Consider the following 25,153-nt stretch of genomic DNA (forward strand, 5'->3'; position numbering starts at 1 on the left):
TAATTCAGTATCCCTAAAGAGAAAAAGGATAACTGGTATGCAAAAGGCAAATTATGCAGCAACTCACTCGCATAGTCGTATGCAGAATACAAATACCCATGAATTACATGTTATCTGGATTAATAAACATGCGGATTTTGTCGGCGGAGCAGAACGCTATATCCACGATACCGTTAAGGCATTGACAGAGAAAGGAATTAAATCGACACTATTATATCAGCTAGACGGAGCCATTCACCCTAGATTTACCCATGTATTTGATAGTGCCTATCCGATCACAGACCTTAAATCACAATTAAAAAATCATCCAGCCAATATCATATACCTCCATCAGATAGATCATGTACAAGATCTAGAAACTTGCATTCAAAGTGGTATTCCCAGTGTTCGTTTTTATCACGACCATAAACTTTTCTGCCTTAGGGAACACAAATACACCACCATAGGCCTCAACACTTGCCAACGCAGAACAGGACCAGCCTGTTATACCTGCCTGGGGTTTATTGGTAGAAATGCTCAACATAAATTAACGGTCAATCGACTGGGAAATTTGGGTGCACAGCAAAACACTAATCAGAAATTAGCCGGGTTTATTGTTGGATCTCAATATATGTCACGGGTGCTAAAACAGCATAATTTCGAGGTTGCTAAGACCCATATCATTCCGCTTTTTACAAGCTTTAACACCAAATTTATCAAGCCCTCTTTGCCCAGAAACTCGCACCAGTTGCTCTACGTTGGCAGTTTATCTCGAGGAAAAGGAGTCGATGTCTTGTTACGTGCAATAGCCAGTGTAGATGAGCAGACTCACTTACTCATCTGCGGAGAAGGTCCTCAAAAAGAAGAGTTACAGCAACTCAGTAAAAAGCTTGGAATTAGAACCAGAGTAGAGTTTAAGGGCCATTGTGACACTGAAACATTAGCCAAATACTACCAACAAGTATCGGCGCTGGTGATCCCATCTCGCACCCCTGAAACATTTTGTTTAACTGGTATTGAAGCACTCTCCCACGCCTGCCCCGTAATCGCAACAAGCGTTGGTGGTATACCCGAATGGTTACAAGATGGCATAAATGGTCGTCTCGTAAACAGCAATAATATTTGTGCACTTAGCGGCGCGATTCGGGAGCTACTTTCACACCCTAAAACAACTCAGAATCATGCATTGCTTGCCCAGCAGCGCATTATTGAGCAATACAGTATAGATACTCATCTATGCCAGCTGATTCAAATGTTTAATCACGTGCTGAAGAAGAGTTCAAGCCACTCAATAACGGCAACTTCAATGACAGAGGGAGACTGCCATGTTAACCATTAGCAACGTCACATTACTACAAGATCCTTCAGCTGAAGCCTTTTGCCAGCAAGTATTAGCACAAGTGTGCGATACCGTCATGAAGTACTTGGAAAAAAGCCAGCTTTGCGCCTTAGTCCTGTTAGGCGGGTATGGTCGTGGCGAAGGAGGGTTAATCCCCCACCCAGTCAGTGGTCAGCTCTATCCACATAATAATTTCGATCTGTTACTGATCTTTAACAAGCAGACAAATGCAGACTCACAGCTAAAAGAATCCATCAATCAAGCATTGCAGCCTATTCGCCAACAGGCAGGATTGGGCATTGATATATCTTTTACCACCCAAGCGAAAATGCGTAATGCACCTTGTCGTGTGATTTGGTATGACATGCGCCACGGTCACCGAACCTTACTAGGAGATATCGATTTCGTCCCCTCATTAACCCAACATACGGTTTCAAGTATCCCAGCTTGGGATGCTAGAAACCTCTTGATTAACAGAGGGTCTCTGTTGCTTATCAATCGATTTCTGTTGGCTCAAAACGACCCCGAACCTTATCGCGCCACCATCATTAAGCACACCATGAAAGCGATCATTGGCTATGGTGATGCGCTATTGTTTTCTCTGGGGAAATACCATTGGTCTTATGCAGAAAAGCAGCAGCGTATGGCAAATGAAACCAGTGTCGAGCCAGAATTCAAACAGCTCTACCTTCAGGCAATGAGTTTTCGCTTCTCCCCCAGCTATGCCCGATATCAGAATATCAACTTGGCATCTTGGAACGAATCGATAATAACAAGCTTACAGCCTGTCCATCTGCGTTGTGAACGCCTGCGCCTTAACAAACCAGACCTTACCTGGACAAGCTACTTAACATACGCGGCTGATGATGCCTTTTGGAATAATAGCAACCAGCTTAGATGTCTGCTGAAACGCGGTTTAGACAGACTAATGACCACTGGCCATCCCATTTTCGAAGAGCCTTCTCCCTGGGCTTACCAAGCCTTGACTCAAACTGAAAAACTCCCGCTATGCTTCCCCTATGTGCTTTATCGCCAAGGCAAGCAAGCAGAAAACACTGCCGATATCCTGACCCGACGCTACCTTAAAAACTGGCAGGACTTTATGGATGCTAACTTAAGTAACCTACTGGACGGCTTCGGCTTATCTTTAGAGGAGGTCAACTTATGATTTACCTCAGTGCAGATATTCATCACGCCAGTTTACGAACGGGCAATCAAGCCCATTGTGATATCTCAGAGCTAGCCACTGCAAGGCTATTTATCAGGCGTATCGAACAGGCACAAGTTAAGCTAACTTGTTTTTTTACTGGTCGCTGTTTCGTCGAAGAATGGAGCGATACACGAGTGCTATGCATGAGTGACTGGGTTGAAATTGGCGGTCATACCTGGAGTGGTTTCACCCCTGAAATCTGGCACCGAATATCTAACAAGTTTTGTGGGAGTTATAACGGCCCACACTGGTATCAATATTTAGATACCCTACGCACCATCAAGATCATCGAAAAAAAGACCGGTAAGCGGATAACCTGCTGGCGAAACCATATGTATATGCACGGTCCCCATACCGACAGAGTATTGAGCCAATTAGGAATAAAACTTTGCTCCGATGGCGTAAAGCGCAACAATTTCAGTCCCCAAGAATCCAAGTACGGCGTTCACAATTACCCTATCAATATCATTCCAGATCATGAGCACCTCTACCATGCTGAGCGCACGCCTACCTGGGTCGAAAATTGGCAAAAACGTTACTCGTGGTCAGATGATTTTGGCAGCGAAAGTTACTATATCCGGGAGTGGACCGAACTGGTGTTAAGTCAGCTGAAAAGCTGTGAAGATCAGGGACGCGATGCCAACCTATTGATCCACCCCATCACCATGTACTTGTGCGACAAGTTTCAATGCTTCGACAAAATACTCGACTACATAACCACACAAGAGACGGCTTGGCTAAGTGACGCAATCCCTGCCACTCAATCCTCACAAGAGCGCATAGAGGAGACTTCACATGCCTAAACAATATCACAAGACTGTATCGAAAAGACTTCCTGTGCCTGAGGCCATTTCAAAAGACTCTATGAAGGAGACTTCTCATGTCGAATCAAGTTCACTGGAGTGCATAGAGAAGAACTCCTTAGCTGAATCCAGTTCACAAGAGCACATAGAGGAGAGTTCCTTGCCTGAAGCCGCCTCACAAAGTCAAGATAAGGCCACAAAAAAAATAGCCATCATCATGCGCTCAAAAAACTCGGCTTGGGTCATTGCCAATACACTTGCGGCACTCAATTCGCAAGATTTCCAAGATTATGAACTGATTCTGGTTGACTCAGGATCGACAGATGCAACGCTAGAGATCGCTAGCTTCTATGATTGCCGACTCATTGAGATTGAACCTGGTGATTACTATCCAGGTAAAGTACTTAACCAGGCCATTGAACAATGCCAGGCTGAGGTTGTGGTTTTTTTGAACTCCGACGCCGTATTACTGAGGGACGACTCCCTCACTAATTTACTCGACGCATTCAATGATCCCGACATAGTCGCAGCATTTGGGCGGCAAATCCCCCGCCCTGAAGCTCATCTATGGGTGAAACGTGACTATGCCACCAGCTTTCCAGCAACAGGCAATCCTCCCAGCTGGATCACGCTATCTTTGCCCTTTGCTGCCATTCGCCGTCAACATTGGCAACAACACCCTTTCTATCAGGATGCCTGGGCTTCGGAAGATACCGAATGGGGACACTGGGCGCAAACGAGTGGATACAAATTAGCCTATGTACCCCAAGCATTACTGATGCACTCTCATAATTACACCTTAAAACAAGTGTACGGTCGGCGCTATGTGGAAGGAGAAGCCGATGCATTTATCTATCATAAGAAACACAAACTAACCTCAGCTATCTCCGGTTTTGCCAAAGGTTTGCTACGGGACTGTTTTCAACACATGATCACTAGAGACTTAAGAGGGCTACTGTTCACTCCCAGCCGTCTATTTGTCTATCACTGGGCATACTATGCAGGTCTCCGCTGGGGTAACACCCGGATCCGTCAGCAAATCAAAAACGATTCCACAGGGCAACGAGCAGTATTATCACGATACCAGTGATTGCAATCTTTAATGACTACCATAGTGAGTTGCATTATGCCAAAGCAACTCCCCTCCCTGCTCCTTACTTACCAAGATTAAAGCCATACTAATTAAATCAGTTGGTTACCTATATAAATGTAGATTTATGTACTTGGTCTCAATATTGCTTTATTAACTATTTAGCCAGCTCCCCTGAGAGGCAGGTACTTCCTGAAAATGAGGAGATGGCAACATTGATTAAGGTATATCAGGGATCCTATATGAGAAATCGTGAAAGATATCCTATCGCTCAAGTCATGCGTAGATTCCATTTGAAAGAATGGGGCGGTATGGAAGCTGCGGTTTGGAATACTAGCCAAGGCTTAAAGTTACATCACCACATAAATAGCCATATTCTGTGTACACAAGCACTCAATCGAGTCCCGGCAGAGCTTCTAGAAAACATCCCAATTGAGCGTTTTCGTTATCACTATCCCTACTTAGGTTTAACTAAAGAAAAGAAACTCAAACTGGATAAGAAAGGGGGTAACCCCTACTCTTTTTCCCTGAGCCAGAGATTATTGACCGGTGAGTTTCGCTTGTATCATTGCCACACTATGCAACGTATGGCTGCCATGGTGAGATATGCAGCTAGACGGCGGGGGTTACCCTACATTATCTCCTTACATGGCGGTCAATTTACAGTTCCTCAAACCGAAATAGACAGCCTGATAAAACCGCTGGAAAAAACCCTTAATGCAGGTAAGGCTATCGATCTACTTTTACAAGCTCATAAAGTACTTTCCGATGCCAGTGGCATTATCTGTATTGGTTACAATGAATACCTTAAAACCCGAATTCAATTTCCGCAAAAGCCTGTGATTTACTTACCCAATGGAGTGAATTCAAATCATTTCTCAACGCCATCTAGCCTAAATGTTCATCAACATCTAGGTATACCCAAGGAGCGAAATCTGCTGTTATCTATCGGGCGTATCGACAGTCAAAAAAATCAGCTAATGCTGGTCGACTTACTAAATCGATTGCATGACAAGGGAGAAAACCAGTACCAATTGATATTGGCCGGCCCAGTGATCCAGTCAAGCTACCTGAGTCAAATACTGAGTAGAATTAAACACTATAGGCTGCAAGCCTATGTCACCATCATTCCTGGCATTGAGCCGGATCATGAGTTGCTACCGGCATTATATCAACAATCGTCCTGTTTCTTACTTGCTTCAACTCATGAACCTTTCGGTATCGTTGTATTGGAAGCATGGAGTGCTGGTTTACCTATCGTTGCCAGTCGTGTTGGCAGCTTAGTTCATCTGATCAGACACAACCAAGATGGTTTACTTTTTAATCCAGATAACCTGGACTCACTGCAAGCGAACATCAGTAAAATTTTAACCTCACCATCGTTTGCCAAAAAATTGAGCAAACGGGGCCTAGCTAGGGTAGCAAGCGAATACTGTTGGCCCCAAGTCGTTTCCCGTTTACAGGCATTTTATCAAACCGTAGAAAACTGGCATTACAGTCAGTAGCGAATAGCTCAGGAGGGAGACTCACCCTTGTCAGTCTCCCTATATAAATAGTAAAGAGAGGGATGGATATGCGTCTTCTATTTAGTGCTTGTGGCTTTGATTGTGGGCAATCAGGTATTTCTCAATACATGCAAAATGTGGTGACTGAGTTACTTAAATTGCATCATGTTACCGTGATAATCAATAACAGTGACCATAGATACTGGCCCATCGAGCACCCCAGGCAAACCCTCGAGGTCCTCCCCTGGTACTTAAACAAGCCTATTATCAATATGGTTTATCACACTTGGTTGCTGCCTTGGCAGCTCAAGAAACAACTTAAGACCACCCAGTATGACGCCCTCATTTTACCGGCAGCTAACCGTCGTGTCTTGAGTCATTATCCCTTACCTACTGTTGCCACCTTTCACGATCTGTCCCAATGCCATATCGCCAACAAGTACGGCTTTCTTCGTATGCACTACATACGCCATCTGATCCCTAAATTTCTGCAGCCAAGAGCGAGTCCCCATCGCCCTCATCTCATCGCCGTTAGTGACAATACCCGCAAAGATATGGAAACGTTTCTTCATATCCCGGCAGAAAATATCTGTGTGCTACACAATGGTTATGATAAGAGTCAGTTCAATACGCAACAACCTAAAGACTACATCCAACGATTACAACGCCTCAATCTCAAACCCGGTTACCTGCTATATGTCTCTCGTATCGAGCATCCGGGCAAGAATCATATCGGCTTGCTCCAAGCATATGAGAAGCTGCCCCAGCAGATACGTCACAAACACCCGCTGGTGCTCGTGGGTAGTGCCTGGTCCGGTGCAGAAGTCGTGTTTAAACGTATTGCCGACTCTCCAGCAGCTAACTCAATTAAAGTGCTAGGATTTGTAGATAGCAAGGATCTCCCCACCCTCTATCACGGAGCTGTGACCACTGTGATGCCCTCGCTTTATGAAGGGTTCGGGATCCCACTCGTTGAGGCGATGGCTTGCGCAACACCTGTGACTTGCTCTAATCGAGGAGCGATGCCGGAAGTTGTGGGAGAAGCGGCCCTTTGTTTCGATCCAGAAAGTCCAACAAGTATCGCCCAATGCCTAGGACAGATACTCACACAGCCGTCATTTCAACAACACCTCATCCAGCAGGGTCTCCAGCGGGTAACAGCCTTCGACTGGGGAATTCACACCACACTGTTACTCAAAACGTTAAAAAAAAATATATAAAAACAAACAAATCTGCTTAACAAGCCCTCAAAAATAATCGAGGCAAGGAGATCATCATGAAGGTACTTTTTGTAACACCTTACATCCCCTACCCCCTTAACAGCGGGACCCATCAGCGCGTATTTAATTTACTTAAAGCTGTATGCTGTGAACATGAAGTGGTTTTTTTTAGCCTTACCCATAGTGATGAAGAGCTCTCACGAGCCAAAGAATTACAGTCACTCTTGCCATTTAGTCAGTTCCACACTGAACCCATAAAATTAAAAGCTTGGCGCACCCTGTCAAAACGCTTGTTTGACCCCGTACCCGATACCTTACATCACTGGTTTGATATTGAGATCTGTCACGCACTCAAGGCGCTAGTTCAATCACATTCATTTGATTTGGTGCACTGTAGTGATATCTGTATGACTCAGTATTTTCAGGAAATGGACGTTCAATGCCCACTGATTAACGACCATAGTAGGATAGATAGCGAATACCAATTAGAACAACTGCCCTACCTACGAGGCTGGAAAAGGCGTTTGTCAGCAAGAGAGAATATTGTTAAAACCCGGAGTTTTGAGAAGCGATTAAGTACACAGTTTCCTCTACATGTGGTGTGTTCGAGGGAAGACAAAGATTATCTGATGAGACACCAGCAACTCGATACGCCTCCATTGGTATTAGAAAATGGATTTGACAGTGACTATTTTTACCCACAACAAAAACCCATTAATAACAGTCCAACCTTAGTCTTTACCGGTACCATGGACTACGAGCCTAATCTGGACGGCATGCGCTGGTTTATACAGGATATTTGGCCCAAAGTATTGGCAAAACTCCCTAACGCTCGGTTGATGATCGTTGGCACTAAGCCAACGGTAGAAGTTTACAGTTGGCAAAATGGTAAGCAAGTTGTAGTTACAGGGGAGGTCGCCGATATTCGTCCCTACTATGCCATGGCAGATGTTTATATTTGTCCTTTGCGCATAGGCGGGGGGACACGACTAAAACTCGTAGAAGCATTGGCAATGGAACGGCCAGTAGTCAGCACTCGGGTCGGTGCACAAGGCTTAGCATTATGCGATCAGCAACATATTTGCTACGCCGACAATGCATCCCAATTTGCGAATAGTATTTTAAATACCCTATCTGACTTAGAATTTTCACTTAAAATATCAAAGCAAGGCGCTGATCTTGTGAGGGAAAAGTATAGCTGGAAAGATTTGGCACGGCGATTGATTGGGTATTATCAGGAGCATACAAAAAACAGCTGGAGCTATTCCAATGACTAATAAAATCACTATTCTTACATTTATTGATGCATTTGGCTGGGAGATCTACCAGAGATACGGATTTCTTGATGGGATCATTGAAGATGCCCACCCGCTACAAACTACCTTCGGTTTTTCCTCCGGAGCCGACCCCTCTATACTCACGGGTCGCTTTCCGGATGAACATACCCATTGGTCTTGCTTTAATTACAACCCAGAGGAATCTCCATTTAAACCCTTTAAATACCTGGCACATTTACCCAGTGCCATTTTCGACCGTGGCCGTGTGCGCCATTGGCTGAGTAAGGCTATGGCCAAGGTCTATGGCTACACAGGTTATTTCGAGATGTACTCAGTCCCCTTTGCCCATCTGCCCTATTTTGATTATCTGGAAAAACGCGACTATTTCGTCCCTGGCGGCATCATGGCTACAGATACGATATTCGACTGGTGTGTCAACCAAGACGTTCCCTATTACTGTTCGAACTGGCGTCATAGTGAACAAGAAATTCTGGCCAGTAACCGCCAAGAAATCGAAAAAGGTGAGACCCGGTTTAACTATGTCTACCTTCCCCGTCTTGATGGCATCATGCATCAACATGGCACTAAACATCCAGCCGTTGAAAAGCAGATCAACTGGCTAGACCAACAGATCCGTTCTCTGTATGAGCTGGCACAGAATCGATACGATGAAGTCTCGCTCTACATCATTTCCGATCATGGCATGAAGGATGTCACCGGAGATATCAACCTAATCCCAGATATCCAGGCAACTGGGCTGGAATACGGCAAAGATTATGTTGCCATGTACGACTCTACCATGGCGCGCTTTTGGTTTATGCAGCCGGATGCGGAAGCCATCATTCGTCGGGTACTCGAACAACAGACCCACGGCGCTATCGTCGAAGACGATGAACTAAAGAAAATGCATGTGTATTTTGAGGATCATAGATTTGGTGAACTCTTTTTCTTGATGGAGCCGGGTATGCTCATCACCCCCTGTTATATGGGACTTAAATCCATTCCTGGCATGCATGGCTATCACCCAGAGGACAAAGACTCTTACGCCATGATCGCTGCTAATAAACCCATCACTGCAAACGTGAAAAGTATCACAGATATTCGCGGGATCATTGAGCATGAACTCCGCATCTGAGTTGTCTTCCCTCGAGGATGATCAAACTGAAACGGGCGGTCTTAAGATCGATCTGGAGCTGCTTTGGTCGCAAGTTAAAGGCAAAATATGGTTACCATTTCTGGTGGCCATATTGTGTGGTGCCACGACTTTAATTTTGACTAAGTATTTTATAAAAGATAGCTGGAAAGCCAACACCATCATCATCCGCCATCAAAAGAATATGTCGTCACAAGCTGACATCCCCTACCTCTATCTACAAATTGACTTCAACACCATAATGCAAACGATATTGGTTAGGGATCACCTGCTTAGGGTTATCGAACGATTGGATCTCCCCCTTACGCCCGAAGACTTGTACAAAAACATCATTATCAGCCGGGGAAATCGCTCAGATATTATCAATATCGCCGCTGTCTGGCACCAACCAGAAATGGCTGTCAAGATGTCGGACACAGTCAGTGCCGTCTTTCTTGAATCCTATTCCAGCGTACAAAATTCTGCAGCACAAAAGGTCAATTCATACTTCCTCAATGAGCTGTCAACCAGCCGTAAATCACTCATTGCAGCCCAGCTAGCTGAGTCCAACTTCAGGCAGAAACACAACCTGTTGTCATTTGAGGATCAGATGGCATCGAACTACCAAAAAATACAGACATTAGAAATTAAATACATCGAAAGCCAGGTTGCTACAGACGAAAAAAGAGCCAAGCTGCAAGCAACAATCTCAAAACTCACCACTATTCCAAAGGAAATCCCACTGGAAACCATGGTTGAAGGTGCCGCTTTGAACCGTATCAATGGGCTACGTGAGAACCTACAACTGCTCAAACTTAAATACACCTCGCAAAATCCTAAGGTCATGGCTATGGAACAAAAAATAGCAACCTTACAGAGTAATTCCGATAACACCTCTGTGACCAGCCAAGCCAGTACAAAAATCTATGGTCAAAATCCGCTTTATCTGGAGTTAGAGTTGGAGAAGATCCATTATGAATTTGACCTTTATGTCTCAGATCAGTCATTGGCCGGTTATCGCTTAGGCATTAATAATACCAAAGACAGTTTGAAGCGACTAAGTGCCCTAAGGCAAGAACATCAGCGCCATCAGGACCAAATGATTGAATACCGCAATTTGGTCAACACGTTGGAAGGGCGAGTCACCGACTCGAAACTGGCTTTAGAGTCGAATATCAGTGACTTTGAAATCATCGAAAACGCGCTGCCTCCAAAATACCCTGAACGTTCATATCGCAAGCTTATTGCCGTCACTGCTAGTGTGTTTGGCTTTACCGTTAGCGCACTGATACTGATCGCCAGAGTCCTTTTTGATCCAAGAGTAAAAACCCGTAATGACCTAGATCCTAAACGTTTAATAGGTGTTCTCCCCGACAAAGATAGTATCGAAGAGTGCCACTATTACAGTGCATTTCAGAGCTTATTTAGCAACCTTGAGCAGCTTCGAAGTGAGAGCGAAACTCAAAGTAAACTGATCACCTTAAGCAGTACCCACGAACATGAAGGCAAGTCCACCATTGCCCATGCACTCACTGATTTCTACCTGCGCCAGGGAAAGCGCGTGCTGTATATTGAGTCTGTTGAAGAAAGCGACGGCGTCGATGAAGCCGTACTCAATCCCTTTATCTACGGAAAACAGTCTCAATGGCAACCCCTCAATATTGCCGAGAGAATCGATCATGCTTACTTCGTTTATGATCAAGACATTTATTTAAATTATCTGGATAAAACCACTTTCGATGTAACTATCGACACAATCTCTCAGGACTATGATGTGGTCATTTGGGAACTCTTTCCTGCCCAGCGCCATTTGCAACTTTACAGCGTGATCAACAACTCCCCTGCCGCCATTCTGTTAATAGCAAAAAGCCTATTTACACGAAAAGATAGCCTCAACCAGGTAATCAACTATTTGAGCGAGAAGAAAATTAAGCCTATAGGGATCTTACTCACCCAAGTACCTAAGGACATCTACCATGCATAATTTTATCCTGTTCATTAGATTGCTTGCACTGTCTCTTTTGTTATCCAGCTGCGCCAGCCTGGATAAAACTAGCCCCCCGCCCCTCGAATTACCTTTAGTACTACAAAAAATTGCGGACGTGGAGACCCTAGACGAGCCTGCACATATTTCCCAGCAGCGCTTAGAGCAAGAGCTAACCAACTTACATCAGGTGAAACCCGGTACTTATGAAATTTCAGCTGGGGATAAATTTAATATTTTCGTTTATGGTGAGCCAGATTTAAATACTAAACAGGCGATAGTCAAACTCGATGGTAGCCTGACTTTTAAACTCATTGGTGATGTACAAGTTGCGGGGAAAACCGTCCCTCAGGCCACAGCCTTAATGGAGAGAAAATTACAACGTTATATTCTTTTTCCTAAGGTAACTCTGATGCCCTACGACATGCGTAGTGCGTCCATCACCATCATAGGTAAAGTCATTCATCCGGGCGTATATTACTTCGATGGCTCACTCAGAGCCGCCGAAGCCATTGGCCTGGCAGGCGGGTTCTCCACAGGTATTTTTGACGACAATACCATCGAATTAGCAGATCTAGAGCACTCCTATATTCAGCGAGGGGAATATTTGTTACCGGTTGATTTAACCAAGCTTATTCGTAAAGGTAACATGCATCACAATGTCCCTTTAGTAGACGGGGATTACGTTTACATTGCTTCCTCTATGAGCCAAGAGGTGTTTATCACGGGTGAAGTCAATAAGCCTAGCTATTATGGCTACAGTGAACGTATGACCTTAGCGCGTCTGGTATCCAGAGCACAGGGTTTACTTCTTTCTGCCAACAGTCACGTACTGGTGATCCGCGGAAACATCAAGCACCCTCTGGTTTATAAAGTCAACATTGACAAGATTCTTAACGGAGAAACACGTGACTTTTTGATCCAACCCAACGATTTAGTCTATGTCCCCAAGAGTATGATCGGCTCGTGGAATTCTTTTCTCACTCAGTTAATGCCGACGCTGGAAACCATGCTGACAGGCTTATTACTCGAACGCGGAGTACACGACTTTCAAAGTCGTAATTAAGGAAAGCAGACATGACTAAGGTTAGTTTGTTTATCCTCAACACATCTTTTCCTGACGATGGCATGAGCCAAGGTCATCATAAACAGGAGAAGAGACATGACTGAGTTTAAGTATCTCATCTTCTTCATGACCTTGATAATAGGTGTGCCTCTAGGTTACCTCTGCTGCCAGCATTCTAAAACCTGCGAAAAACTGGTGTTCTTTCTGGTGATATTTTTTACCTGCGACATGGTCGATATCAACTTTGTCTCCATGGAGACTTACCGTGGCACCACCAGAGGATTCGAGTTCGGTATGGTGGATATTTCATTGTATATTTTACTGAGTTTAGTGCTTAAACGCAGGCATGAATTACCCATTGACTGGTTTCCCATGGGTTCGAGCCTGTACCTGCTGTATTTTCTGTTTAGTCTGGCATCCATCATCAATGCCGATGTAGGTATCTATTCCGCCTTCGAAATACTCAAGATGTGCCGCATGTACGTCTACTTCTGGACCATTGCAAATTACCTGAGAAATGAGCAGCAATTACAGTGGCTGATGACCACCATCGGCGCCATTATCATCTATATATTTTTCTCCGTCATGAAACAAAAATATTTGCTCGGCATGTTCCAATGTAAGGGCCCCTTTCCCCACCAAAACTCACTGGTGATGTACGTTTCAGTATTTGGTGCCATGGCCCATGCCTATCTGCTCAATGTCCCGGGGAGTCGAAGTTGGTTTTGGTTTACCATCTTTGGGATGTCCTCTATTTGTATACTCGCCACCCTATCACGAGCTGGCCTTGCCCTATTTATTCTCAATAGCCTGATGGTTTTTACCATCTCATTATTAAGCAAACAGAAAAGTCCCAAGATCAGAAAGCGCCGCTTGCTGTTACTCATCATCTTGCCTCTCGCGGCTACTTTGGTGCTAGGTAAGGCCTATGACACCATACTAGAACGGATCACATCCGCCCCGGAAGAATCAAAAATAGTGAGGGTTCAACTCGCCAAAGCAGCGCTTAATATGGCCAATGACAAAGTCCTTGGTGTCGGCTTAAATAACTTCGGCCATAAAATCAATCCTCCTTATTCCTATTCATCGCATATCCCCATGGTCGACGAAAATGATCCCGATGAAAAACATGGCCTAGTGGAAACCGTTTATTTAATGGTTGCAGCTGAAACGGGCTGGTTAAATCTAATTATTTTTATCAGCTTTCTACTCTTCTTCTATACCAAAAACATAAAAAATTACTTTCGATTAAAAGGCTCACAAAGCCGCTTTATCTGCATTGCATTGATTGCTTCACTGACCTGTATCTACCTGCAATCAACCTTAGAGTGGGTTCTGAAACAGACCAATAACTTTTATCAACTGATGTTGGTCTTTGCACTTATTGCAACCATGGACCGAATGATCCAAACAGGAGAACTCAATGGCCAAGCCAAGCGAAAGAGATGCTAATTATTTTTATCAGCAGCTTTCTTCCGGTGTCGAAGCCGGTTTATCTCGAGAGCAACGTCAGGAATTTCTGAGAGTATTAAACCGAGCAGTTTCCGTACCCAGTCAAAAACTGCTCTCACTCCAGCTCAGCTTCTGGTTTTTCCGCCATTTCTACCTGGTGATTTACTGGGGGATCGACTCTCGCGCCAGAGAGCGTACCAGCGCCGTCCCTATCGTCAGCGGCTTGCTCGCCAACGGCAGCATTATTCTTTCTAAAGGAATATTTATTGTCCTGGCCAGCTTAATAACCCTCTGGGTTGCATACGAAGTCAAGTCAATGCTCGGGATCGACCTGTTTAAGAACTTTCATCTTGTCGATTTAATTAGGTCATTACTATGAAAAAACTCAATATCTTGATTATCAGTAACTACTACCCACCTTTCCACATTGGCGGTTATGAACTTGCCTGTAGAGATACAGTGGAATACTTAACCAATAAAGGGCACCGGGTAACGGTACTCACAGGGAATAAAGGCATTACCGCTCAATCGAACACTCAGCCAACGGGAGCCGTCCACCGGGAACTCACTTATATTGATTATGACAACCCAGGTTATCGGCAACGAGTCAAAGTTGAAACTGACAACTACCAGATCTGCCAGCATTATATTAATCAAGTGTCACCCGACCTTATCTATCTGTGGAATCAGCAGTACCTGTCTTTAGCTCCATCACTTGCCAGCCAACATAGCGGCATTGCGAAACTCTATGAAATTGGTGACTTTTGGCCCGCCGCTTATATTCGCCCAGGCTTTATCAATGCCCTAAAACGAAAAGTAAAACCTTGGTTACCGGGCCTGATTGGTGGAAGGTTCGATTTTGGCCCCTGTATCGCTTGCTCCCACTGGGTGGGCAAAGCCATTAAAGAACAGCTCAACGCCAGAAATGTACAAGTCATACACAATGGTACTCAACTGGACGCAGAGCCTCAAAGAAACAAAAAACCTCCCACATCTTTTCTGTTTTGTGGACGACTATGTCAAATCAAGGGGATTGAACAAAGCCTACAGGCATTTAAATTGCTGTTAGTTAAATATCCAAACAACCAGCTTAACCTAACCTGTATTGGTCCAATAGAGGACAATTACAAGCAGGTTATCGAACAGATGATCCATAACGCCCATTTAGATGAGCATGTACAAATGTTACCTGCCACAGACGATATGAAGCATGTTTATCGACAACACGATGTCTTACTGATGCCAACCTTGATGCCAGAACCGTTTGGCCTGGTCATCATTGAAGCTATGGCCAATGGCGTGGCAGTCATCGCCAGTAATCGTTACGGGCCTGCCGAAATAATTAATAACGATAATCTGGGCATTCTGATCAACCCAGAGGATCCCATAGCCATAGCAGATGCCATGGCACAGCTTATCGACGACCCTGACCGTTATCATGAGATAACTAAAGCCGGCTATCGCCATGTCAACACGCACTTTCGCCTGGAAATGGTCAAAGAGAGAGTGGAACAAGTTCTGCTACACACCGTAGAGGAGCATGCGCAATGCCTCACTCTAAACAGTTAATAAAATTAACAGCCTCAAACTATCTGGCCACAGTCATCAAGTTTATAGTCATGATCTACCTGACCCGGGAGATGTTTCTACAGTTACCCAAGGAGTCCTATGGCTTTTGGGCCTTACTTTGGTCCATATTTGGCTACTCTGTACTACTGGATCTGGGTTTTGGCGTCGCATTACAAAAAAAAACCAGTGAAGTAATTGAGCATCAAGATTGGGATAGCTATAACCGCACTGCGTCCACATTATTCGGAACCTATTTTCTATTAGGCTTTGTTATCGTCCTACTAACCTGCCTGAGTGCACCATTTCTGCATTTACTCTTTGTGTTTGAACCGGAAACTCAGACTCTCTACACCCAATGCTTTCTTTTTTTTGGTATTGGTACCGGTCTCATCTTCCCTTTTGGGATCTTTATGGAGGTATTACGCGGTGCTTTGTGTATGCAAATTAGAAATCGTATCGAGGTTCTCAGAGATATAGCCAATTGCATTGCGTTGGTGATAGCCTTGAGAATGAATGCCGATATCCGCGTGCTAGCCATTATCGTCATCGCCAGCCAATGTTTGGCAAATATAGCCATGTATATCGCCGCAAAACGTGCTTTGCCTCAACTGCGACTCTCCTGGCGTTTATACAGTCCGACTAAAATGGTCGAGCTGATGAGCTTCTCGCTCTGCGCCTATGTGATTACCATTAGTAATTTGATTGTTTTCAGAACCGACCAAATTGTCATCTCAGCCTTAGCGGGTGTAGGCCTAGTAGCCTACTACCACGTAACCACTCGTTTAGCCGAGATTTTCCGCTTACTCTGCTCACAAATACATGACGTGCTAGCCCCTATGTCTTCAAGCTTTAACGCACAACAAGATAAACAGGCGCTACGACAACTCTTACTCCGTAGTCAACGTTTTGTTTGTCTTATCGTAGTCTTGCTCATTGTGCCTGCATGGTTTTTTGTGGAAGATCTGCTGCGGATTTGGCTCGAGCTTAATAATCAACAAACACTATGGTGTGCACGGATCTTATTGCTAAATATCGCAATTCTGGTTATTTATCGCAATACCACCAATCAAATTTTACTCATGTGCGGTTACCAAAAACCTTTGATGTGGATTGGAATAACCGAATGCCTGGCTAACCTGATATTAAGCTGCTTACTGATACAGCATCTGGGTATTATGGGTGTGGCTTTGGGCACGCTCATTCCAAATACTGTATTAGCCATCTTCGTCAGCATTCCAATGACAAGGAAATTTACACAAATATCAATTTGGCAGATCTACAAGCCACTGGTTATCGCCAGCCTTGCCGTTGGTTTGCCCTTCGCGTCAGGACTACTTTTATTTGAGCAAGTGACAGAAGGTTATAACTCACTCTTCCATATCATTGCTGTCTGCGTGATAAGTGCGATCCCGGCACTCCTTTTTGCCTACAAATCTTATCTGTCCACCAGTGAGCGCCATCAATTGAAACACATAATAAGTTCTTTGGTTCCCAGGCGGCAGCTTAAATTGTAAATCCAGCCAATACCTGACTAGTATTTAATAAACAGTTAGATGAGTAAGTTTTCAACATACGCTTTTTGGAGAAGGGATATGACGAAAGGAACCATTATCAACATACCACGTAGATTTGTAAAAGATGAATGGGGCGGCACCGAAACTGTGATAACTGAAACTGCACATCAGCTTAAGGCTATCGGTTACCAACTTGAAAGCGTCACCACGTTAGCCTTATCAGACAATAAACAAGAGTCTATTTTCGGTATTCCAGTCAAACGTTTTGGTTACAGTTATACACGCTTGGGCCTATCAAAAAAACACAAGCTTCTATTGGACAAACGTGGCGGTAATATGTTTTCTCTCCCCCTGTTCTTTTACCTGCTATTTGGCAAGAAAACCAGAGTCCTCCACCTGCATACAATGGGGAGATTGGGAGCTATAGCCCGCATAGCCGCTCGACTTAAAGGAATTCCCTATGTAGTCAGTATTCATGGCGGCTATTTGGGGCTACCCAAAGAACAATTGGACGATATGATGCTGCCACTAAAAGGCAGTTTTAACTGGGGTAAGCCCTTAGATCTTCTGCTACAAAGCGCGAAAGTGATAGATGGCGCAGACGCCGTTATTTGCGTAGGAGAAAACGAGCGGGAAAAGATAGCGGCTAAATATCCCGAAAAAAAAGTCGTCTTTCTACCCAATGGCGTAGATCAGCAAAGATTTTCCTCGGGTGACGCAACGGCATTTACAGAGAAGTACCATTTCGCTAAAACCGATAAAATAATCTTGTGTGTCAGTAGCTTTACCCCACAAAAAAACCAAGAGACTTTACTCAGGGCCTTCGCCAAAACACACAAGCAATCCCCTGATTTAAAGCTAGTACTCATTGGCGTTATCTATGATCAGGACTACTTCGACCTTTTAGCACGCCTAACTATAGAGCTAGGGGTTGATGAGGATGTTCGCTTTGTCTGTAACTTAAAATTCGATGATCCAAGCTTAGCCAATGCCTATGCCGCCGCAGAGCTCTTTGTGCTGCCTAGCCTCTATGAACCTTTCGGGATTGTGGTACTCGAAGCTTGGGCATCGGGTACACCCGCCCTCTGTGGCAATGTCGGAGGCTTACCCTCTTTCGTAAGAAATGGTGAAAATGGCTTATTCTTTGATGTTGAATCAGTTGACAGTCTTTATCAGAATATGACCGACATTTTACAAGATAGGAAACGCTATAATCACCTCCAAAATCATGCCCTTAAAGCAGTCGAAACATACTCATGGCAGGCCATAACCAAACGACTGGCAAGCTTGTATGAAGAAGTTTCATCATGAAACATCTGTTGATGCTGATATTTATGCTTACTGCGGCCTGTGCGCAACTTGACTCGGGAGAGGTGCCCAAAGGCAGTGAAAGCAAACTCTTGACCATCAACACCAAACCAACCGAGGCTGCAATTTATAAAGACGGTCATTATATAGGTCATTCACCGCTACGCGTCTGGCTCTGGCACGGTGCCCCCAGCAACAGCCAAATTATCGCGCTGCCGCTGTACCAACATCAGTTCATCCAGGTAAAGAGCTTACGAATTCCGACAATTCCAACTCAGCTGACTTTTTATATGACTGAGCCAAGCGAGCATCAATATGATTTTTTAAATAACCCTACACAAAGTCAACAAGAACAGCAGCCTAGCCAGCACTTAAAACGTTTACAGCTGTTTTTTGAATTCGACCAGGCTCAACTAACTATCGCTGAAATAGCGCGACTTACTCATTGGTTAGGCCAGCTTAACACCGCCCCCTACCGCATAGAGCTGCACGCTTATGCCGATGAAACAGGCTCACAAGAGTACAATAAAGCCTTGAGCTATCGACGAGCACTCGCTATTAAGCAATATTTGCAAGACTTAGCTATCAAGCCTGAAGAGCTATTGGTCATTCATCACGGAGAGCGTGTGTCTCTTAATCGGGAGCTGCGATTGTCTAAACAGGGTGATCGCATGGTTGAGTTACTGGTGTTCTATCTAGATCATGATACGAAGGATAGCCCAGTGAATAATACAGAGGCTAATACATCAGATAATAAAAAAGCTCCAGGGCTTTAGCACCCAGGAGCTTGCAAAATTCAGCACTAGTCTGATTTAGCTAGTCTGATTCTGTTTCATTTCCGCGGCTTCACAAGCTGCAGCGGTAAAGAGCACATCGGTTGAGCTATTCAAGCCAGTCTCAGCAGAGTCCTGAATAACACCGATAATAAAGCCCACAGCTACCACTTGCATGGCCACATCATTTGAAATACCAAATAAGCTACAAGCCAAAGGAATAAGCAATAAAGACCCCCCAGTCACACCAGATGCACCACAGGCTGAAACTGCCGCTACCACACTCAAAAGAATCGCTGTTAGCATATCAACCTGAATACCCATGGTGTGAACCGCCGCTAAGGTTAATACAGTGATAGTAATAGCAGCGCCGCCCATATTAATAGTGGCACCTAAGGGGATTGATACTGAGTAGGTATCTTCATGGAGCTTTAACTTCTCACATAGCGCCATGTTGACCGGAATATTTGCCGCACTCGAGCGTGTAAAGAAGGCCGTAACTCCGCTCTCGCGTAAACAGGTAAAGACCAGCGGATAGGGATTACGACGGATCTTGACAAACACTATGATAGGGTTCACCACAAGCGCAATAATTGCCATAGAACCAAGTAATACAGCTAACAGCTGGGCATAACCTGCGATAGCAGAGAAGCCTGTTTCAGCAAATGTCGCCGCTACTAGTCCGAAAATACCGATAGGCGCCAAACGTATGATGAATCGTACCATCTCAGAGATACCATGGCTCACATCAGAAAATACTTGTTTGGTTGAATCACTGGCGTGATGCAGAGCCAAGCCTAAACCGACGCCCCATGCCAAAATGCCAATATAGTTACCAGTCATCAGGGCATTAACAGGATTGTCCACCAGTTTGAATAGCAAGGTATGGATCACCTCACCGATCCCTTCTGGAGGATTAGCGCCTTCAGCACCGGTTGCCAACACTAAATTAATAGGGAAAGCGAAGCTCATCAATACTGCGGTTAGTGCTGCAGCGAAAGTACCAAAGAGATACAAGACCACTATGGGTTTCATATTAGTCTTCGCATTCTTCTTTTGATTGGCAATAGAAGCCGCAACTAAGATAAATACTAAAATTGGTGCAATGGCTTTCAAAGCACCAACGAAGAGACCACCTAAAAAGGCAACACTTTGGGCGGCACTTTCTGAAAACGTCGCCACTAAGATACCGGCGATAATTCCAAATAATATTTGCAGCACTAGGCTGCCGTTAACAATTTTTGCTAACAGAGATCGAGTTTCATTCATTGAGAGACCTGTCATTATTATATTTTATTTTTATATCAATCAGGCTGCATAGGTTTTGACAAACCTTAATTGCACCTGAATGTTATTCCTTCATTGGGAGTTGTATCTAAACAGCCTTCTCATGTCTAGTAATACAGCATTAAACGCTGACTATATTACCCTCTGGTAGCATAATGGCAACAGAATACTAAACATTAGCATTCTGTTGCTCTGCTCCTCTTAGCATGGCGCTAATCAACTCATGGGCATCAAATTTAGTTAACGCTTCATTAGCGCCGACTTGATGGGCCTGACTCACACTAATTTCACTGGACAATGAAGTATGCAAGATGATGTAAGCTTGGGCTAAAGCTGGTGTGTTTTTGACTTCAAACGCCAGCTCATATCCATCTAAACCCGGCATTTCAATATCACTCACCAGCAGTTGTATCGGCATGCCATCTTTGGCAGCCTGTTCCATGATGGCTAAGGCTTCTCGCCCATCCGGGGTGACTTGATAGGGAATATTGATACTGTCCAAAGCATCGGATAACTGTTTACGCGCGACTTTTGAGTCATCAACTAACAATATATTAAGAGGCTTCAGTTTTTCACGTTGAACATCGGTCAAAATAGCTCTAGTTGTTTCAGGGCTAGGTGGGAAAACTTTAGAGAGAAGTAGCTCGACATCGAGTAGCTGAACTAACTTATTTTCAAACTTGGTAACCCCGGTCAAATAAGCATTTTTACCTAAATTATTTGGAGGAGACTCGATATCCCGCCAGTTACATTCAATGATCTTATCTATGGCGCGAACAAGAAAACCTATGACCATACGTTGGCAGTCAGTGATAATAATATAGCTTTTCGACAATTCTTCTTGGGCTATGGGCGCATAGCCAACAGCGGATGCCATATCAATGATAGGTATGGTATTTCCTCTGATAGTGGCAGCCCCCATGATGGTTGGATGAGACTGAGGAATAGCACTGAGAGGCGTATAAGGGACAAGCTCACGGATCTTAAGTGTACCCAGCGCAAAAAGTTGTGTCTGTGACAGACGAAAAAGCAATAAGCCTTGTGATTGACTGGCCTTACTCTTCATTAGCGTACCGAATTGAGAATAAAATAATGGGTTAAGTCTAATCTATCATAGTGCAAAAAGGATGACACCAATCAAAATAACCGCGATGAATTCTAAAGCTGTGACTCCAAAGGAAACAAGGCAATCAGATCAGCCATAAACTTACGCCAAAACCCTGCATCAGGCTCGGCATAAATAACACGATTCTTCTCTTCGTCTATCCAAATCAGCTCTCCACCTTCTAATGCCAACTGATAGGTAGAATCGGCTAGACCCTCTTCCACACCAACAACCACAGCATTTGCAAAGATGGCGTTATGAAACATGATGCCCATTTCGGTATTAATATGGGCAGATCTTGGATCGAAGTTAAAAGAGCCTACAAAAATTGACTTCCTATCTAAGACAAACGTTTTCGCATGTAAACTGGAGCGAGAACTCCCAGACCAAGAGGAAGGCTTATTAAGGGGATCAACTTTTACTTCATATATCTTAATACCAGCCTTTAATAATGGTTGCCGATACCCTTGATAGCCGGCATGAACAGCAAGCACATCAGTAGCTGCAAGGCTGTTTGTAATGATAGTAATATCCAGACCTGCATTAGCTGACTGAACTAAACTTCTTGTCCCTGCTTTTGTTGGCACAAAATAGGGGGAGACAATCAAGACTTCTTTTTGAGCGCCAGACAGAAATCGAGACAAATCCGACAATAGCCATTCTTGTTGTAACTGATTTTTCGCTTTCTCGGGAGGATCATAGACAACCTCACTTTTCCCCCAATGCCAAATGAGTCGGTTCTCCTGAATTTGTTGTAAAAGCTGACTCAGTTTCAAACGTCCCACATATTGATTTGATTCAAAAGCTTCACGCTCGAGCTCTAATAAACTGCCTAACCTTTCAAGCTCATCATCAGCAGCAGTAACATTATTCGTTAAGCTGGCAATTGGAAAGCTAGTATCCGCATTCCAATATCTATCGAATTGGGTGGATACCTTCTCCACGGCCTCTCCGATAACCATTAAGTCAAAATCACCAAAGTCTACATCCTCATTATTTGAGAAGTACTCATTACCAATGTTTCTTCCCCCAACAATCGTCGCCGAATTATCAACCGTAAGAGATTTATTATGCATACGGCGATTCATTCTGGAAAAACCAGTAATGAACTCCAGCCCCCGAAAACGGCGGAAAAATGAAGGATTAAACAGACGAACATCAATGTTGCGGTGACTCGCTAAATTCAACAACCCTTGATCTAGGTTTTTACTGGTAAGGTCGTCGAGTAGAATTCGAATCCTAACACCGCGCTCAGCCGCATCCAGCACATGCCAAATCAGTAGCTTACCCGCATCATCATTGCGGTAAATATAATATTGGAGATCGATACTCGTATTAGCTGATTTAATCAGTGCTAATCTGGCAATAAAAGCATCTAGACCATTAATTAAAGGAATGGCCCCAGTTTGCTCAGGATGTTCACTGACTTGTGGCCCAACGTGTATGGCCAAGGGGGAGTCGTCTGCGGGAAGCAGACGGTAACTTGTTTTTTTATCAGCTAACTCGGGGACACTGCTACAAGCAGACAACAGAAAAAATAAAACTGAAACTAGCCTCAAATACAGTTTATTTTTCGCCATCCTAGCTCCTGTTACCCAACTCGTTTATTTATTGTTTAATCTTGTAATGCATAGAGCACATCGAATGCAAATTGATCCCATCCCTCGGCACTAAAAGCGATGTCCCTGACTGCACGAACCTGACTAACAGCATGTAGCGGAGCCGCACCGTTTTCCATCAAGTAATAAGCCATAATTAATGCCGTTCTATCTTTTCCAGAACGACAATGGATCAAGACTGGGACATTGTTTTCTTCGCATTCACGAATGAAAGCTAATGCCTTCGGTAGCTGCTCCACACACAGATCCAAATCTTCTTCTTTGGGGGGGATGTTACTTGAAAATGGAATACAGGCATAAGATAAGTCTGCATCAATAAAGGCTTGGGGATCACATTTTTCACCACCATTAACAGACAGCACAGCACCTATACCCGCACTCTTTATTTCATTTAAATCCCACGCTTCCTTGTTAGGTCCACTGCGTCCAGCAATTTTGTCTTCAACTAACCAAAATAGATGCTGCATAACCTTTTACCACTCTTTATTTACGTTGAAATATGACGGCACGTCTACTGCTGCAACTCACTTGAATAAATTACTACAGTAAGTTCAAAACAGTAACCGCACCGTTAACTAAATATGAATTAGCTAGCCATTAAGACTGCTACTTTTTCGTCCAGAGTTCAGCATTCGCTTTAGGTAACTTCTTGCGTTTTTTCTTACCCATTCCTTCTGGGGCTGCCATAGGTTTAATCTCTCTTGAGGGACAATCTAAAGGCGCCTCCTCATCGGCTTCGAAGCCTTCAACTTGTTCGCGATCTAACCTGAGCTTATTCTTTTTCTCGATGAGTTTAAAATGCTGATATTCATCATGAGAGATAAGTGATAGTGCCAGTCCAGCCTCACCTGCACGACCACTTCGACCTATACGGTGCATATAATCAACTGGGCTTCTCGGCAGTTCGTAATTAATCACCACAGGTAGCTTGTCGATATCGATACCACGAGCAGCGATATCGGTGGCGATTAACACATGGGTCTCACCACTTTTAAACGCCTCGAGCACCTTAGTTCTCGCACCTTGTGATTTATCACTGTGAAATATCTGTGCTGCAACTCCAGCCTTGGCCAATTTTTGCTCGAGTCGATTACAGGTATTTTTCGCACTGGCAAACACTAAAACTTGTCGCCAATCATTCTCTTTAATGAGATGCGCTAGCAAGGCTGTCTTACGATTTCGGTTAACCGTATACACCTGCTGTTTAATGGTCGATGTTTCCTCAGTCTGGATCTGAACTTCGACTGGAGTCGATAATAGTCTATCGGTAAGGATTTTGACTTCTTCAGGAAATGTCGCTGAAAACAACAAGGTTTGTTTATGTTTAGGCAGTAAAGCAAGTACTTGATTCAATTCTTCAGTGAATCCGAGACTCAACATACGATCCGCTTCATCAAGCACTAATGTTTTTACGTCGTCAAGCTTAATGGCGTTACTGGAAATCAGATCGAGTAACCGACCAGGAGTCGCAACGAGAACATCGGCGCCACCTCTCATGGCTAACATTTGGGTATTAGCCGACACACCACCAAATACAGCCTCTATTTTCAATCTAGGCTTAATTAATTGTCCGTAGCTCTTAAAGCTCTCAGCAACCTGTTGAGCAAGTTCTCGGGTTGGGACTAAAACAAGGCCACTGACCTGGTTTCCTTTAGAAGCCTTGGCGCTACTCTTCGCTAGTTTCTGCAACATAGGTAAAGCAAAAGCGGCTGTTTTACCTGAGCCTGTAATAGCACCAGCCAGTAAATCTCTGCCCGTTAAAACGGCCGGAATTGTTTTCCCTTGAACTAACGTGGGATTGAGATACTCGAGTAAGGTTAAACGTTTTAGCAGTTCAGGGATTAACCCAAGTTGTTCGAATGTAATTTCAGGTTTTGCTTGTGAGGGGTCTACTTGGGTCATAAGGATGAACAGATCCGTA

General features: G+C 44.2%; 21 protein-coding genes. 16 read left to right on the forward strand and 5 right to left on the reverse strand.

All coding sequences use genetic code 11. From position 1 onward, the window contains the following. Window positions 1-37: 37 nt before the first annotated feature. The 16 genes from sps_RS17820 to sps_RS17895 all read left to right on the forward strand — a co-directional run bounded on the left by sps_RS17820 (window position 38) and on the right by sps_RS17895 (window position 19,224). Window positions 38-1,318 (forward strand): glycosyltransferase family 4 protein, encoded by a 1,281-nt coding sequence (locus sps_RS17820; protein ID WP_077753744.1) that lies wholly within the window; start codon window positions 38-40, stop codon window positions 1,316-1,318. Next, a complete protein-coding gene (locus tag sps_RS17825; protein ID WP_077753745.1) occupies window positions 1,305-2,486 on the forward strand; it encodes a hypothetical protein in 1,182 nt (393 codons plus the stop codon). Before sps_RS17820 ends, sps_RS17825 begins: the two co-directional genes overlap by 14 nt. Then, complete coding sequence (locus tag sps_RS17830) at window positions 2,483-3,331, forward strand: polysaccharide deacetylase family protein (protein ID WP_077753746.1); 849 nt, start codon at window positions 2,483-2,485, stop codon at window positions 3,329-3,331. The genes sps_RS17825 and sps_RS17830 overlap by 4 nt, the downstream gene beginning before the upstream one ends. After that, on the forward strand, window positions 3,324-4,421 hold the full coding sequence (locus tag sps_RS17835; protein ID WP_237157870.1) for a glycosyltransferase family 2 protein: 1,098 nt from the start codon (window positions 3,324-3,326) through the stop codon (window positions 4,419-4,421). The genes sps_RS17830 and sps_RS17835 overlap by 8 nt, the downstream gene beginning before the upstream one ends. A gap of 242 nt (window positions 4,422-4,663) precedes the next feature. After that, complete coding sequence (locus tag sps_RS17840; RefSeq protein WP_237157871.1) at window positions 4,664-5,926, forward strand: glycosyltransferase family 4 protein; 1,263 nt, start codon at window positions 4,664-4,666, stop codon at window positions 5,924-5,926. A gap of 68 nt (window positions 5,927-5,994) precedes the next feature. Further along, window positions 5,995-7,146 (forward strand): glycosyltransferase family 4 protein, encoded by a 1,152-nt coding sequence (locus sps_RS17845; protein ID WP_237157872.1) that lies wholly within the window; start codon window positions 5,995-5,997, stop codon window positions 7,144-7,146. 56 nt (window positions 7,147-7,202) lie between these two features. Beyond that, on the forward strand, window positions 7,203-8,423 hold the full coding sequence (locus sps_RS17850) for a glycosyltransferase (RefSeq protein ID WP_077753748.1): 1,221 nt from the start codon (window positions 7,203-7,205) through the stop codon (window positions 8,421-8,423). Beyond that, window positions 8,416-9,558 (forward strand): alkaline phosphatase family protein, encoded by a 1,143-nt coding sequence (locus sps_RS17855; RefSeq protein WP_077753749.1) that lies wholly within the window; start codon window positions 8,416-8,418, stop codon window positions 9,556-9,558. Before sps_RS17850 ends, sps_RS17855 begins: the two co-directional genes overlap by 8 nt. Further along, window positions 9,542-11,539, forward strand: coding sequence for an exopolysaccharide transport family protein (locus sps_RS17860; RefSeq protein ID WP_077753750.1), 1,998 nt, complete (start codon window positions 9,542-9,544; stop codon window positions 11,537-11,539). The genes sps_RS17855 and sps_RS17860 overlap by 17 nt, the downstream gene beginning before the upstream one ends. Then, on the forward strand, window positions 11,532-12,605 hold the full coding sequence (locus sps_RS17865) for a polysaccharide biosynthesis/export family protein (protein WP_077753751.1): 1,074 nt from the start codon (window positions 11,532-11,534) through the stop codon (window positions 12,603-12,605). Before sps_RS17860 ends, sps_RS17865 begins: the two co-directional genes overlap by 8 nt. A gap of 96 nt (window positions 12,606-12,701) precedes the next feature. Beyond that, on the forward strand, window positions 12,702-14,057 hold the full coding sequence (locus sps_RS17870) for an O-antigen ligase family protein (RefSeq protein WP_077753752.1): 1,356 nt from the start codon (window positions 12,702-12,704) through the stop codon (window positions 14,055-14,057). After that, window positions 14,029-14,436 carry a hypothetical protein gene (locus sps_RS17875; protein WP_077753753.1) on the forward strand — a complete coding sequence of 136 codons (408 nt, stop codon included), beginning with the start codon at window positions 14,029-14,031 and terminating at the stop codon, window positions 14,434-14,436. The genes sps_RS17870 and sps_RS17875 overlap by 29 nt, the downstream gene beginning before the upstream one ends. Then, on the forward strand, window positions 14,433-15,626 hold the full coding sequence (locus tag sps_RS17880; protein WP_077753754.1) for a glycosyltransferase family 4 protein: 1,194 nt from the start codon (window positions 14,433-14,435) through the stop codon (window positions 15,624-15,626). Before sps_RS17875 ends, sps_RS17880 begins: the two co-directional genes overlap by 4 nt. Continuing rightward, window positions 15,605-17,140: a lipopolysaccharide biosynthesis protein gene (locus tag sps_RS17885; protein WP_077753755.1), complete on the forward strand. Its 1,536-nt coding sequence runs from the start codon at window positions 15,605-15,607 to the stop codon at window positions 17,138-17,140. The genes sps_RS17880 and sps_RS17885 overlap by 22 nt, the downstream gene beginning before the upstream one ends. A gap of 78 nt (window positions 17,141-17,218) precedes the next feature. After that, window positions 17,219-18,451 carry a glycosyltransferase family 4 protein gene (locus sps_RS17890; RefSeq protein WP_077753756.1) on the forward strand — a complete coding sequence of 411 codons (1,233 nt, stop codon included), beginning with the start codon at window positions 17,219-17,221 and terminating at the stop codon, window positions 18,449-18,451. Further along, entirely contained in the window at window positions 18,448-19,224 is a 777-nt protein-coding gene (locus sps_RS17895) for an OmpA family protein (RefSeq protein WP_077753757.1), read from the forward strand. Before sps_RS17890 ends, sps_RS17895 begins: the two co-directional genes overlap by 4 nt. A 36-nt stretch (window positions 19,225-19,260) precedes the next feature. On the opposite strand, the gene sstT is transcribed toward sps_RS17895, so the two are convergent. From sstT to sps_RS17920, 5 genes are all read right to left on the reverse strand, one after another. Beyond that, entirely contained in the window at window positions 19,261-20,490 is a 1,230-nt protein-coding gene (gene sstT, locus sps_RS17900; RefSeq protein ID WP_077753758.1) for a serine/threonine transporter SstT, read from the reverse strand. 187 nt (window positions 20,491-20,677) lie between these two features. After that, window positions 20,678-21,574 carry a chemotaxis protein CheV gene (locus tag sps_RS17905; RefSeq protein WP_077753759.1) on the reverse strand — a complete coding sequence of 299 codons (897 nt, stop codon included), beginning with the start codon at window positions 21,572-21,574 and terminating at the stop codon, window positions 20,678-20,680. 92 nt (window positions 21,575-21,666) lie between these two features. Beyond that, window positions 21,667-23,193 carry a phospholipase D family protein gene (locus sps_RS17910; RefSeq protein WP_149027302.1) on the reverse strand — a complete coding sequence of 509 codons (1,527 nt, stop codon included), beginning with the start codon at window positions 23,191-23,193 and terminating at the stop codon, window positions 21,667-21,669. A 35-nt stretch (window positions 23,194-23,228) separates the two neighbouring features. After that, on the reverse strand, window positions 23,229-23,699 hold the full coding sequence (locus sps_RS17915) for a phosphatase domain-containing protein (protein ID WP_077753760.1): 471 nt from the start codon (window positions 23,697-23,699) through the stop codon (window positions 23,229-23,231). A gap of 139 nt (window positions 23,700-23,838) precedes the next feature. Further along, window positions 23,839-25,134, reverse strand: coding sequence for a DEAD/DEAH box helicase (locus tag sps_RS17920; RefSeq protein WP_077753761.1), 1,296 nt, complete (start codon window positions 25,132-25,134; stop codon window positions 23,839-23,841). Window positions 25,135-25,153 lie beyond the last annotated feature (19 nt).

The sequence above is a fragment of the Shewanella psychrophila genome (genome assembly GCF_002005305.1).
GTDB lineage: Bacteria > Pseudomonadota > Gammaproteobacteria > Enterobacterales > Shewanellaceae > Shewanella > Shewanella psychrophila.

Bases quoted from the DNA above. Each gene is read 5' to 3' on its own strand.
- sps_RS17830 (WP_077753746.1), top strand. From the start codon at position 2,483: ATGATTTACCTCAGTGCAGATATTCATCACGCCAGTTTACGAACGGGC.
- sps_RS17890 (WP_077753756.1), top strand. From the start codon at position 17,219: ATGACGAAAGGAACCATTATCAACATACCACGTAGATTTGTAAAAGAT.
- sps_RS17880 (WP_077753754.1), top strand. From the start codon at position 14,433: ATGAAAAAACTCAATATCTTGATTATCAGTAACTACTACCCACCTTTC.
- sstT (WP_077753758.1), bottom strand. From the start codon at position 20,490: ATGAATGAAACTCGATCTCTGTTAGCAAAAATTGTTAACGGCAGCCTA.
- sps_RS17850 (WP_077753748.1), top strand. From the start codon at position 7,203: ATGAAGGTACTTTTTGTAACACCTTACATCCCCTACCCCCTTAACAGC.
- sps_RS17865 (WP_077753751.1), top strand. From the start codon at position 11,532: ATGCATAATTTTATCCTGTTCATTAGATTGCTTGCACTGTCTCTTTTG.
- sps_RS17905 (WP_077753759.1), bottom strand. From the start codon at position 21,574: ATGAAGAGTAAGGCCAGTCAATCACAAGGCTTATTGCTTTTTCGTCTG.
- sps_RS17835 (WP_237157870.1), top strand. From the start codon at position 3,324: ATGCCTAAACAATATCACAAGACTGTATCGAAAAGACTTCCTGTGCCT.
- sps_RS17915 (WP_077753760.1), bottom strand. From the start codon at position 23,699: ATGCAGCATCTATTTTGGTTAGTTGAAGACAAAATTGCTGGACGCAGT.
- sps_RS17910 (WP_149027302.1), bottom strand. From the start codon at position 23,193: ATGGCGAAAAATAAACTGTATTTGAGGCTAGTTTCAGTTTTATTTTTT.
- sps_RS17870 (WP_077753752.1), top strand. From the start codon at position 12,702: ATGACTGAGTTTAAGTATCTCATCTTCTTCATGACCTTGATAATAGGT.
- sps_RS17895 (WP_077753757.1), top strand. From the start codon at position 18,448: ATGAAACATCTGTTGATGCTGATATTTATGCTTACTGCGGCCTGTGCG.
- sps_RS17820 (WP_077753744.1), top strand. From the start codon at position 38: ATGCAAAAGGCAAATTATGCAGCAACTCACTCGCATAGTCGTATGCAG.
- sps_RS17875 (WP_077753753.1), top strand. From the start codon at position 14,029: ATGGCCAAGCCAAGCGAAAGAGATGCTAATTATTTTTATCAGCAGCTT.
- sps_RS17855 (WP_077753749.1), top strand. From the start codon at position 8,416: ATGACTAATAAAATCACTATTCTTACATTTATTGATGCATTTGGCTGG.
- sps_RS17845 (WP_237157872.1), top strand. From the start codon at position 5,995: ATGCGTCTTCTATTTAGTGCTTGTGGCTTTGATTGTGGGCAATCAGGT.
- sps_RS17825 (WP_077753745.1), top strand. From the start codon at position 1,305: ATGTTAACCATTAGCAACGTCACATTACTACAAGATCCTTCAGCTGAA.
- sps_RS17920 (WP_077753761.1), bottom strand. From the start codon at position 25,134: ATGACCCAAGTAGACCCCTCACAAGCAAAACCTGAAATTACATTCGAA.
- sps_RS17840 (WP_237157871.1), top strand. From the start codon at position 4,664: ATGAGAAATCGTGAAAGATATCCTATCGCTCAAGTCATGCGTAGATTC.
- sps_RS17860 (WP_077753750.1), top strand. From the start codon at position 9,542: ATGAACTCCGCATCTGAGTTGTCTTCCCTCGAGGATGATCAAACTGAA.
- sps_RS17885 (WP_077753755.1), top strand. From the start codon at position 15,605: ATGCCTCACTCTAAACAGTTAATAAAATTAACAGCCTCAAACTATCTG.